This window comes from Acidithiobacillus sp. HP-11 (assembly GCF_015100075.1).
Classification (GTDB): domain Bacteria; phylum Pseudomonadota; class Gammaproteobacteria; order Acidithiobacillales; family Acidithiobacillaceae; genus Acidithiobacillus; species Acidithiobacillus thiooxidans.
Map to the genome: position 1 here is coordinate 12771 of NZ_JACKYY010000028.1, position 12580 is coordinate 25350.

Here is a 12580-nt window from a genome sequence, read left to right on the forward strand (position 1 = left end):
TTCATTCAATTTGGATGTTGATTATTGCAATTTCACGACGAAAAAACGGAGGGAACACCTATGAAGCCTCATGTTGTCGTTCTTGGTGGTAATTTTGCCGGTCTCGCTTCAGCACAAAAAGTGCGTGAACTGTGTGGAGAGTCGGTGCGTATCACCGTTATTGATCGTAAGAATTTCTTGTTATTTGTGCCTAATGTGCCCGCCGAAGTATTTGAGGGACGCGATCCCAGTAAAACCCTGGCGATGGATATCCCGAGCACTTTGGATGAAGATGATATTGGTTTTATTCAGGCCGAAATCAAAGCCATTGATCCGGATGCCAAGCGTGTGGATTTTGTACCGAACGAGCGTCCCGGTGCTGCGCCCGAAAGCATGTCTTATGACTATCTGGTTGTCGCCGTAGGTAATCGTTTGGCCTATGATAAAATCGAAGGTTTTGCCGAACACGGCCATACGGTCAGCGATTTTTACTACGGTAACAAATTGCGTCACTTCCTGGCCCATGAATACAAAGGTGGCCCGGTAGCCATTGGTTCTGCCCGTTTCCATCAAGGCGATGGGACCAAAGACATCAAGTTATATGGTGGTCATGCTTTTCCCACTGCCGAAGCCGCCTGTGAAGGTCCGCCCGTCGAAACCATGTTGTCCATGGCTACCTGGTTAGGTCAGCATGGCAAGGGTGGTCCTGATAAAGTCACGGTGTTTACCCCAGCTTCCCTGATTGCTGAAGATGCTGGTGAAAAAGTAGTGGGCAAGCTTCTCGAAATCGCCGGGGGCATGGGTTTTAATTATGTTAATGAAGCCAAAGATATTACCCGGATAACCAAGGACGGTATTGAACTGGCCAGCGGTAAAAACATTGAAGCCGAATTGAAACTGGTTTTCCCGGACTGGGTTCCCCATGATTTCATGAAGGGACTGCCCATCAGTGATAATGAAGGCTTTGTGGTAACCGATGTGACCATGCGTAATCCCAAGTATCCCAATGTGTTTGCAGCGGGTGACGCGGCTGCCATTACGGTGCCGAAGCTGGGCGGAATTGGTCACGCCCAAAGCGAAATTGTCGCCAAGCAAATCGCCAAGGATCTGGGGAAAATGGCTCCGGCGGAAGCCGACAAGCCTCTGGAACCCGTAGTCTATTGTATTGGTGACATGGGGAATAATCAGGCCTTTTATATTCGTTCCAACAGCTGGTTTGGTGGTCCTGATCAGGTTCTGAAAATGGGCCATATGCCCTTCTTGCTGAAAATGCAGTACAAAAATCTCTTCTTCAAGACGAAAGGTAAAATGCCGGAATGGGGGCTTGATGCTTCTAAATTACTGGCCGAAAAACTCTTCGCAGCCTGAAAAACGAGGGCCGCGAGGCCCTCTTTTACTATTGGCATGATATGAATCAAGGGAGATGCATTATGGCAGCACAAGAATCTTTCACCCCTCAACTCACACCAGAACAATGGGCAGGTCTTGCCCGCTTGGGCGACCTTGCCCATGGTAGCGAAAGCTTTATGGGTAGCCCGGCAGGAAACCTGCCCATGGACCTGGCGCTCAAAGCCGGCACATGGAATGAACGCTATGATCTGGAAGGTAGCATTGAAGAGTTGCTTGATACGCTTAAAGTCCTGCGTGAAAGCGGTCTTTTGTCACTCATTCGTGAAAATGCCGCTTTTGTGACCGAAAGCATAGCATTAATGAAGCCTTTCATCCCCGGTCTGCTGAGTAAACTCCATGAAATGCCTTTGGCGGAATGGTTATCTGCCCTGCAGATGTTTGGCGAAATCATCCCGAAAATAAATGCCGTTATGGACTTTCTTCAGGGGCCCGCAGGTAGTGCTGTGGTGGCCAAAATCAAGGAACTGGGTGATATCTGGCAGGAAACCTCAGCTGATACCACCATTGTCGAGGCTTTGCGCCTGCTGAAACAGATGCAGGATGACGGCAACCTGCATCGCGTTGCAGACCTCAGTCGTCAGATCGGTCTTTTTGCTGAAACTATTGATCTGGAAAGCTTACTGGGGCAACTCGTGCAGAAAAGCCAAGGCAATCCGCTGGTCAATTCCGCCGCGAGCCTGATGCAAAGCGGAAAATTAATGGCTGCCGCCCTTGCGGATGCTGCCGAACATGAGGCCACCGGCAAAGCCGGAGGACTATCCGGTCTGTATCACATGCTCAAGGATCCCGATGTTCAACGGGGTATGCGCGTGGTGGCTGTATTGCCCGTTTATCTCGAAAAAGCGGGTGTTCTGCCCAAGCACAAAGATTAATCTTTTTATTGTTTCAGGGGGTGGTACCGGAGGAACAACGCATTTTGATCATTGAACCTAAAAACGGCAATTGCCGTGGGTGCTTTTTGCTATCAGGAGAGAACTCGCCCTGCGGGCTCAGACAGATCTCCTGACGGGTGCAGGATTTCGCCAAGAACAACAACGGCTCAAAACAAAAGTCGCTGCAAAGCACCCACGGCAACTGCCGTTTTTAGGAAAACACCAGCCGGTACTAGAAATCCGCAGACATTCATCCATCCAGGAGTGATTAAATGGAATCAGTCAGTAAGGCACCGGCAGCACAATGGCGTCATCCGGTATGGTCTACCGCCCAGAAGTCCTGTGTAGGGACAGCACTGGGCACCAGCAAGCTGTGGTTCACCACCGGCAGCGGCATCATTACCGAAGTGTTTTATCCGCGCATTGATATTCCGCAGGTGCGTGATCTCGGATTTATCATTGCCGATGATCAAGGCTTTTGGCAGGAACTGAAAACCCTGCCAGAGCCGGCTCTGGAACTGGATGATCCGCAGGTACCGCTACCGATCATCCGCCATCATCACGCGCGTTTTGACTTTACTATCAAGGTCTGTGCCGATCCTGACCGTGATGTGCTGCTCATCGATTTTCAGCTGGAAGGAGATTCCAGTCTCCGCCCCTATCTGTTGTGTTCAGCGCGACTCGGGGAAGATGCCGAAAACAATCGGGCCTGGGTCGGTAACTGGGAAGGTCGCAAGGTACTGTGGGCAGAACAGGGTCCGTTCGGACTGGCTCTCGCCTGCCGGAATGCCGCCGGTTACGCGGCGCTGGAACGCTGCAGCGTTGGGGAAGTCGGCGCCAGCGACTTGTGGCAGGATTTTCATGAGCATGGACGCATGCTCTGGGAATACGGGGAAGCCGGACCCGGTGAAGTTGCCCTAGCCGGACAAATGCCCCGTCAGGGTACTCTGGCTTTAGGACTGGGCTCCAGCAAAGAAGCCGCCGCGACCAATGCCTGGAGCGCGCTGGCGAATGGTTTCCAGGCCACGTCATCCAGTTATACGGATTTGTGGCAGGCCTGGCACAAAAAGCATCCCCGCCCCCGCAATTTCGCCAGCAAACTTCCCAATACGGCCAAAACTCTTTATGCCCGTTCCAAAAATATTCTGAAGGTCCATGAAGACCGGACTTTTCCCGGCGCGCTGGTCGCCAGCCTTTCGGTGCCTTGGGGTGAAGCCAGTACCAGTCGCGGCGGCTATCATCTGGTCTGGTCCCGGGACCTGGTCGAAAGCGCCGGAGCCCTGGTCGCCATGGGGGCTACCCAAGAAGCCCGACAGGTGCTGACTTATCTCATCAGCACCCAGCAGGCTGATGGTCATTGGTTGCAAAACCAGTGGCTCGGTGGCAAACCATTTTGGCAAGGTGTTCAACTGGATGAAACCGGGTTTCCCGTTTTACTGGCCGCGCTGCTCCGCCAGCATAACGCCCTGGAAGACATTGCCGTAGCCGATATGGTCCAGCGTGCCCTGCACTTTATTGCCCACGAAGGCCCGGTAACCGGACAGGATCGCTGGGAAGAAGATGGCGGCGTCAATACTTTTACGCTGGCAGTCGCCATTGCAGCGCTGGTAGAGGGTGCCGAATTACTGGGCGGTAAAACCGCTGAATGTGCACTGATGCTGGCGGACTACTGGAATGCACGACTGGAAGACTGGACCTTTGTCAAGGATACGGATCTGGCCAAACAGCATCAGGTACCCGGTTATTTTGTGCGAATTACGCCGGAAGATGTGCTGGTTCAGGATGGCGCCAAGGATGAATGGGTGTTGATCAAAAATCGGGCGCATGATCCGCATCTTCCCGCCAGCGAGCAGGTAGCCAATGATTTTCTGCAACTGGTGCGTTATGGACTGCGCAGCGCTGCAGATCCTCACATTGTTGCCTCCGTCAGGGTGATGGATGCCCTGCTCAAAACCGACACCCCCAGTGGTCCGGTATGGCATCGTTATAATGGGGATGGCTACGGAGAACACCAGGATGGCAGCCCTTTTGATGGCACCGGAATTGGTCGTGGCTGGCCATTGCTGGTTGGAGAGCGCGGCCATTACGCGCTGGCCGCTGGAGAAAGCGCCCTGCCCTACATTGAAGCCATGGCCGCCATGACCGGGAAAGGCGGCCTACTCCCCGAACAAATCTGGGAAGCCGACCCGATTCCGGAAAAAGGTCTGGAACCGGGCCACCCCAGTGGTTCCGCCATGCCACTGGTCTGGGCCCACGGTGAATATATCAAACTGTGTCACAGCTTCATAAAAGGGGAGCCCGTAGACCGGCCTGCAGCCACCTGGAAACGCTATCAAGGGAAAAAACCGGATATTGACTACCGCCTTTGGCGCTTGCGGCAAAGGCCTCGGCAATTACCGGCAGGTCAGGAGTTACGTGTGCTGCTTCGCGCCCCCTTTACGGTTCATTGGGGTATTAATGGCTGGCAGGATGTGCAGGATCTCCACTCGGAAGACTGGGAACTGGGTCATGTAGCAATTTTGCCCCTGAAACCGTTAAGCGAGGGAGAAAGTGTTCAGTTCACCATCCGTTGGCAGGAAAGCGGAGACTGGATCGGAGAAAATTTTCATCTGGATATTACAGGAGCTTTGGCATGATTCATCTTGATTTGCAGGGACGACGGGCCTTAGTCACGGGTGCCAGTGGTGGATTGGGACGGGCTATTGCGGAAACCCTGGCGGCAGCGGGCGCAGAAGTGGCGGTCCATTATCGCAAGGGCAAGGATGAGGCCGATGCCGTAGTCGACAGCATCAGCAAGGCAGGCGGCAAAGCGCAATCATTCCAGGCAGACATCTCTGATCCGGCCGCAGTGGAAAAACTGGTACAGCAAATCGAGCAGGCTTTTGGGGGCCTGGATATTCTGGTCAACAATGCTGGTATGGACGGGCCGCGTGCCCTGGTGGGAGATGATGACCCGCAAATCTGGGAGAAAGTACTGAGCGTTGATCTGCTCGGTCCTTATTATTGTGCCCGGGCAGCCATTCCGCGCATGGAAAAACTCCAGGGCGGTGTCATCATCAATATTACTTCGGTGCACGAATTCATTCCCTGGGAAGGCTATAGTGCCTACACCAGCGCCAAGGCGGGATTATCCATGTTCACCAAAACCCTGGCCCAGGAAACCGCAGACAAAGGCATTCGCGTGGTGGCCCTTGCCCCGGGTGCCATTCAAACACCCATCAACGAATCGGTGTGGAGCGATCCTCAGTCGTTGAAAGATCTCGACAAAAAAATCTCCATGGGTCGCCTCGGCAAGCCCCGGGAAATTGGTAATGTCGTGGCTTTTCTGGCGAGTGATCTCGCCAGTTACATCACCGGCACGACCCTTGCTGTAGATGGGGGCATGTTGATTTATCCGGATTTCCGCCACGGAGGATGACACTATGGATGCCGATGTCATTATTATCGGCAGCGGTGCGGGTGGCGGAACACTGGCCCGTGCCCTGGCGGACTCTGGTTTACAAATTCTGATTCTTGAACGCGGCGATTATTTACCCCGTGAATGGGGAAACTGGGATCCCCAGACAGTTTTCGGCGAACACCGCTATCATACCGATGAACAGTGGCATGATCAGGACGGCAAAGCCTTCTCACCGGTCACCGGCTATCATGTCGGCGGCAACACCAAGTTTTACGGGGCAGCCGTTTTGCGTCGCCGCGCCAAGGATTTTGCGCTTCGCCAGCATCAGGGTGGCGATACCCGAGCCTGGCCCATCACGTATAATGATCTGGCACCCTTTTATGATGAGGCCGAATCCTGGTATTTCACGCACGGCGAGGCCGGTGCCGATCCTACTGAAGCCCCCCGCAAAGCTTATCCCTACCCCCCGTTTCCCCATGATGAAGATATCGCTTTGGTGGATAAGGCTCTGCGCGAGATGGGCTATCACCCCTTTCCCCTGCCCCTGGCACTCCACCGTTTGGCCGATGAACCTGAACAAAGCCCCTGCGTGCGCTGCCCGACTTGTGATGGCTTTCCCTGTATGCTCCATGCCAAGGGTGATGCGGAAGTGTGCGGTGTCCGCCCCGCATTGCAACACAGTAATGTCCGGATGCTGACCGGCCATCGGGTGCGCCGTCTGATCCATGGTAAAAATGGCAAAACGGTGGAATCTGTCGAGACTGATCAGGGAAGCTTTACGGCCCGGCTGGTGGTTTTGGCTGCAGGAGCGGTCAATAGTGCGGCTCTCCTGCTGGCTTCTGCATCGGAAAAATATCCTTCCGGACTGGCTAACCATAGTGATCAGGTTGGGCGCAATTATATGTGCCATCTCAATAGCGCCTGCATGGCTATTAAACCGGGTCGGGAAAATCGCAGCATTTTTCAGAAAACCCTGGCTTTGAACGATTTTTATGAAGACTCCGGAGACCCGGACTATCCTTATCCACTGGGGCATATTCAGGGGCTGGGAAAGGTCACACCGGCCCTGCTCCATGCGCAGCGGCCGCTCATGCCGATTCCCATCAGCGCCTGGACGGCCAGTCATTCCGTAGATTGGTGGCTGACCACCGAAGACCTGCCTGATCCCGACAACCGGGTGACTCTGGATACCGATGGCAACATTTGTCTGGCCTGGAACCCCAAAAACCGCGAAAGTCATCGCCGCCTCTGCCAGAAATGGCGGGAGATTCTGCATAAGGCCGGGTTCATGGGCGTATTTTTTCAGGCCATGGATATTTCTGCCACCGCCCATCAGGTCGGAACCTGCCGCTTTGGCGAAGATCCTGCCGACAATGTTCTTGATCCTCATTGCAAGGCCCATGATCTGGACAATTTGTATGTGGTGGATGCCAGCTTTATGCCCTCGATTAGTGCGATCAATCCCTCGCTGACCATCATGGCCAATGCCTTGCGCGTCAGCGCGCATATTATTCAGCATGCCAAAGGCGCCCTGTGAAACGCGGTCTCAGTGCCGTTTATATTGCCGGTTTTTTGCAGGGAGCTGCTTTTGTGCTGATTCCAGCACTGGGTACCACCCTGCGCAGCGCACCTTACGATATGAGTAATGCTACTTACGGCATGTTGTATTTTCCGGAAATCATCGGCGCCATATTGGCGGCTTTGAGTGCGGGAGCCATTCATAAACGCCTGGGCAGCAAGGGGCTGTTTCGTTTGGGAGCTCTTATCAATGTCGTTGCCATGGCTTTACTCGTAGCGGCTTTTTTCAGTTCCGGGCTGTTCGTTGTCCTGTTGCTGCTGGCTGAAACACTGATGCTCGGCATCGGGTTCGGCTTGACCAATGCCGCCATCAATCGGGCTGCGTCCCTGCTTTTTGCGGGTGCTGCGGCGGCGGCCGTCACCATTCTGAATGCCGTCATTGGCGGAGCAACTGCCGTATCGCCCATGATTCTGACTGGCGCACAAAGCTGGTTGAGCTGGGTGGCCTGGCCTGCCCTCATTCTCTTGCTTTGGTTCGTTCTACTCTTATTTCCACTCGCGGAGGATACAGATACGCACGAACTGGGCGGCTTACGTGCCTGGAGACGCTCCATGATGCCCTTCGCTTTTGCAGTAGTGATTTATGCGATCTGTGAAGGCAGCTTTGGCAGCTGGGCCAATGTTTTGGTCAGTGTCGACCGCCATCTTCCCGCCGCGACCGGCGCCCTGGCCCTGTCACTGTTCTGGGGAGGCATGACCGTTGCCCGGTTCATTTTGGGCAGTATTCCCGACCGCTTTCTTTCCCGACGCTGGGTTTATCGCCTGGCGCCTATCGGTATGGCAGCCTGCTTTATCATCATCCCCCATCTGCTCAGTGCAACGGCGCTGTTACTGGCATTTGCCCTCGCCGGTGCGGCTTGCGGTATATACTACCCCTACAGCATGGCTTTCGGCGTAGCCGCACACGGCAAGGAAGGCACGCAAATGGCTGGACTATTGGTTGGAGCGCTGATGATTGGAGAAGGCATCGGCTCTACCGGACTGGGACCACTGCAACATTTCATTTCACTGAATCAGATTTATACTTTTTCCGCCCTATGGGCGATCCCACTGCTCTGGCTGGCCTGGCGCAATAGCCGGCAGCAATAAGCAGGGCGTCTACCGATATTGCGAAAAACTCTTCACGCAACTGAGCTTTCCTCCTTCACAACAGACATCCGCGCAAATACTGTTTCCGGTTGAGAAGCTATTTCCAGCAACTGCGCATCAATATCGACAAGTAATTGTTCTGCACTGATTTCATTCAACAATCCTTCTCTCTGTGCTTGATTTATTTTTTCCTTACGGGCAAGGAGAATGCGACGATACAAGCGCACAAAATCGCCTTGCATAATGTTGTTGTCCGGTTTGTCCAGTTGCCGTAATTGTTCTGTAGCTTCTTTCTGCTCTTCTTCAAGGGCGACTTTCAATACATTCAGAGCGCGCTGATCCCGAAGCCCCTCCTCTCCCAGCTTTTTGAGTTCAAGCAGATCAGACTTTGCTAAAAAAATCCGTAGGCGCTGTATTTCCGTATTTTGATCTGCCCCGCTTTTGCCCAGCACCTTCAACATTCTGGCCAAGGGAGAAATACTTAATCCCTGCACGAGGATTGTTAATAATACCACTCCAAACACCAGATTAATGAGCAACTCCCGGTGTGGAAGGCCAGCAGGCAGACTGAGCGCCAAAACCATAGAAAGGGCTCCACGAATCCCTCCCCACATCAGTACAAAATTCCAATTCAGAGGGATTTTTGCGCGGGTCCGGCTCAACAACGCGCCCATACCATAGACCACGGCAGCTCGGGCAATGGTTACAGCGACATAGGCTGCCAGCACAAGCGCCCAGATATGCATTAAATCCAGCAGATTAATGGTCAAACCGACCAGCAGGAAAATCAGGGAATTTAGTGCAAAACCTATATATTCCCAGAAGGTATTGACAGCCATCCGGACAGATGCCGTCATGCCTTTTTGCGCCCCGTAGTTCCCACATATCAGTCCCGCGACGACTGTGGCAATCACACCCGAGTAACCCAACTGGGTTGCCAGCAGAAAGCTGCCATAAGCGGCCAAAATAGTGATGGTGATTTCGACCATTCCATCGCCAATACGTTTGATGATTTCCGAGCTGAGCCAGCCGACGATCAAACCCAGCAGCGCCCCTCCGCCAACTTCACTGACAAAATCAATGCCCAGATGGGTGATGGAGATGGATTTTCCCTCGGCAAGGGTCAGAAACAGACTAAAAAAAACTATGGCGGTTCCATCATTGAGAAGACTTTCGCTTTCAATCATGAAGGTCAGCCGTTCTGGTGCCATCAACTTGCGGAAAATGGCCACTACGGAAATTGGATCCGTAGCGGCTACAGCCGCACCGAACACCAAGGCTACGGCCAGAGGGATGACAGCACCGGAAAGGTGCGGCAAGTATTCAGAAGCCCAAAGAAATACATAGGCAGTAACCACCATAGACAGGAACACACCGGGTACAGCCAAACCAAAAATGGCCAGACGATCCCGCCACATCGCACTGGCAGAAAGATGATAGGCTGACTCAAAAATCAAACCGGGCAAAAAAAGGTTGAAAACGAGGTCATGGGTAAGTACCGGGGTATGAAAAAGATGCAACGCACCCAACGCCAGGCCGCCAAGCACCAGGGCCACGGTATAAGGTAAATGTAAACGGTTGGCGATTAACGAAAGTAATGAGGCAACCACGAACAGTAACAAAACGGCAGTTTCTGGAATCATGGTTCTCCACGCACTGAGTGTTTTTTGGCGACTATTATCCTGAATCAGTGTAACTGGTCTCAGTTACCCAAGCCAGACACAGCGCAGGACTGTTCATAGCCCTTCATGTCATACCCATCGTGCAGATCATTGAGGGGGGCCAAAAGAAACTATAAATACAGGCTTAAAACTAAAAACTACGGTTGACCCGGGGACTTTTCAGCAACTTTAGGCTGCACGTCGTATTGTCTGGTTTGGTCTCAGGCCGCAGACCATGATACAAATCAGTTGATAGCCTGGAACATCCGGGTATTCCGCAAAGGAGTGATGAACATTGGCCCCACGCAAACCCGCCCCTTCCAGGAAAAAAACCTGGATTCTGGTGGTCATTATCGCGCTGATAAGCACAGCCATTGTCATTGGCATTGCCCTCAATATTCCGCTATCCACGCAAGCCGTCAGTCCAACTCCTGAAAAACCGGTACCCGAAAAAACAAATATCCCCAGGCCGATGAAAAAAACTCTGGACTTGGGTTCTTTCGGGGTGATGGTGCGCAGTGCTGATGGTTCTGAAAAAGCATTGACCATTCATCCTGTTGCCATTCTTCACGGGCACGGACCCTGGCAGCCTCTACATGACGCCCAAAACCATTTTGAGAGCCTGATTGCCAATCCCTTCATGGCCTTTCCAGACTTGAATCAGGTTTCACATTCACCGACGGTACAGAAAGATCTGAGTCGTGAGATGATGGACAACATCGCCCCAACCCTGGCAAGACTGGAACCAGGCTGGACTATTGAACACATAGAGCTGCATCCCGCCCTTCAGGAGCCACCGCCATGAACTGTAAGAGCAACAGAATGGAGCAGATATTGTGAAATATCTCGGACGACTGAACCCTCAGGATCCACTTTTTGCCTATTTACGCGATGATGTATATCCGCAAATACTGCCAAATGATCAGGTCCGCAATTTTCGGGTATTTCAGTTTCCTGCTTCCAATGAGGTATTTCTGTATGAAGAAACTCATTCTCAGCAAAAGGTGATCGGGAAATTTTTTCAGCGTCCGGGTAAAGATCCCCAAAACGCCTGGGAAAGAGCCTGGAATGAATGGCAAAATCTGCATTATTTGCGCAACATCGGTCTTAATCATAAGCATTTTCATATTCCTCAGGCTTTTGGCATCGCCCGCCACATGAATAGTCTGGTCGTGGAAGAATATTGTCCCGGTCAATCATTATCGAGTGTTATGAGTCAGAGTCTTGCTGAACACCATGAAGATTTGCTTTATGCCCGTCTCACTGATCTCGCCTGGTTTCTGGCCAAGTTACATAACCACACGGCCGGCGCTGAGACAGTTCACTTTCATACCCAGTTTCCCTACTTTGATAAAATCGTGGCGCGTCTGCAGCGTCGCCACCGCATTACCGAAACACAAATGCGCGAAGTTTATGGATTTCGCGATCAGTGGCAGAAGTCTCCCTGTATGTGGAGCGATCAGGCGGTTCTGATTCATGGCGATGCCACTCCATCCAATTTTTTGTTTGCGCACCCCAGAACCATTATTGCCATTGATTTCGAGCGCATGAAGCGCGCTGACCGCGTCTACGACCTGGGCATGATTGCCGGTGAAATCAAACACCATTTCCTGCGCAACAACCATCATGGTGAGCAGGCCGAGCCCTTCATCGGTCATTTTCTCTGGGAATACAGCACCCATTTCCCCGACCGACAGGCGGCATTTGCAGCCATCACCCGGAGAATTCCCTTTTACATGGGCATGACTTTGTTACGCATCGCCCGTAATTCCTGGTTGGACTGGCGTTACAGTCAAATTCTGGTTCATGCTGCACTCTCTGTTCTAAGGAGGTAATCTCATGTCTATTCGCGCTGTCTGTTTTGACTTGTATGGCACATTGATCAACATAGAAACCAATGAAGACATGGAGGAAATTTATCGAGGAATTTCTCATTATCTGACTTATCACCGGGTTTTCATGAATCGTCGGGAAGTGCGCGAACGCTATTTCGCCGTCATGAAAGAACGCAAACGCCAATCCACCGAACGCTATCCGGAAATTGATGTAGAAGCCATCTGGCATACCATTCTTATTCAGGAAAACAGCAAGCCACTGAATGGCAGGGAAAAATTGGCCAAGGAACTGGCGCGGCTGCATCGTGGCATTTCCAGAACCCGCCTGGAACGTTATGAAGGCGTCAAAAGAACGCTCAAAAGCTTGCAGGAACAGTACCAGCTTGCCCTCATTTCCGATGCCCAACGCTGTTTTGCTCTGCCCGAAATGCGCGCATTGAATATCAAAAAGTATTTCGACATTCGCATCATTTCCGGTGATTACGGATATCGCAAGCCTGATTCCCGATTATTTCAAATGGCTGCCGAACAACTCGAAGTAGCGCCACATCAGGCCATTTATGTGGGTAACGACATGTTTCGGGATATTTATGGCGCGCAGCAGGCCGGGATGAAAACCATTTTTGTAGATTCCAACCAGGGGGCCAAATCCTACAACGATATTCAGCCGGATTATTTCGCCCACGACTTTTATCAGGTACTGGATGGCGTGGCTTTTCTGGCGCAAAAACATGCAGACAACTGACCCTAAAAACG

At 52.4% G+C, this 12580-nt stretch carries 10 protein-coding genes; 9 read left to right on the forward strand and 1 reads right to left on the reverse strand.

From position 1 onward, the window contains the following. Positions 1-60: 60 nt before the first annotated feature. The 6 genes from H7F08_RS09350 to H7F08_RS09375 all read left to right on the forward strand — a co-directional run bounded on the left by H7F08_RS09350 (position 61) and on the right by H7F08_RS09375 (position 8328). Complete coding sequence (locus H7F08_RS09350; RefSeq protein WP_010638587.1) at positions 61-1347, forward strand: NAD(P)/FAD-dependent oxidoreductase; 1287 nt, start codon at positions 61-63, stop codon at positions 1345-1347. Between the two features lie 62 nt (positions 1348-1409). Next, the gene (locus H7F08_RS09355) at positions 1410-2261 is read left to right on the forward strand and encodes a DUF1641 domain-containing protein (RefSeq protein ID WP_193640402.1); all 852 of its coding nucleotides are present in this window, start codon (positions 1410-1412) and stop codon (positions 2259-2261) included. 272 nt (positions 2262-2533) lie between these two features. Then, positions 2534-4897, forward strand: coding sequence for a glycoside hydrolase family 15 protein (locus H7F08_RS09360; protein ID WP_193640403.1), 2364 nt, complete (start codon positions 2534-2536; stop codon positions 4895-4897). After that, positions 4894-5679 carry a glucose 1-dehydrogenase gene (locus tag H7F08_RS09365; RefSeq protein ID WP_010638581.1) on the forward strand — a complete coding sequence of 262 codons (786 nt, stop codon included), beginning with the start codon at positions 4894-4896 and terminating at the stop codon, positions 5677-5679. The genes H7F08_RS09360 and H7F08_RS09365 overlap by 4 nt, the downstream gene beginning before the upstream one ends. Before the next feature lie 4 nt (positions 5680-5683). After that, positions 5684-7198, forward strand: a complete 1515-nt coding sequence (locus H7F08_RS09370; protein ID WP_193640404.1) for a GMC oxidoreductase — start codon at positions 5684-5686, stop codon at positions 7196-7198. Then, on the forward strand, positions 7195-8328 hold the full coding sequence (locus H7F08_RS09375; protein ID WP_193640405.1) for an MFS transporter: 1134 nt from the start codon (positions 7195-7197) through the stop codon (positions 8326-8328). The genes H7F08_RS09370 and H7F08_RS09375 overlap by 4 nt, the downstream gene beginning before the upstream one ends. Positions 8329-8360: 32 nt before the next feature. On the opposite strand, the gene H7F08_RS09380 is transcribed toward H7F08_RS09375, so the two are convergent. Next, positions 8361-9971, reverse strand: coding sequence for a cation:proton antiporter (locus H7F08_RS09380; RefSeq protein ID WP_031575232.1), 1611 nt, complete (start codon positions 9969-9971; stop codon positions 8361-8363). 313 nt (positions 9972-10284) lie between these two features. On the opposite strand from H7F08_RS09380, the gene H7F08_RS09385 reads away from it, so the two are divergent. From H7F08_RS09385 to H7F08_RS09395, 3 genes are read left to right on the forward strand one after another with little or no spacing between them, the layout of a single operon-like run. Continuing rightward, complete coding sequence (locus H7F08_RS09385; protein WP_075322911.1) at positions 10285-10794, forward strand: hypothetical protein; 510 nt, start codon at positions 10285-10287, stop codon at positions 10792-10794. A gap of 31 nt (positions 10795-10825) precedes the next feature. Further along, positions 10826-11824 carry an aminoglycoside phosphotransferase family protein gene (locus H7F08_RS09390; protein WP_010638563.1) on the forward strand — a complete coding sequence of 333 codons (999 nt, stop codon included), beginning with the start codon at positions 10826-10828 and terminating at the stop codon, positions 11822-11824. 4 nt (positions 11825-11828) lie between these two features. Next, positions 11829-12569, forward strand: a complete 741-nt coding sequence (locus H7F08_RS09395; RefSeq protein WP_010638561.1) for an HAD family hydrolase — start codon at positions 11829-11831, stop codon at positions 12567-12569. Positions 12570-12580 lie beyond the last annotated feature (11 nt).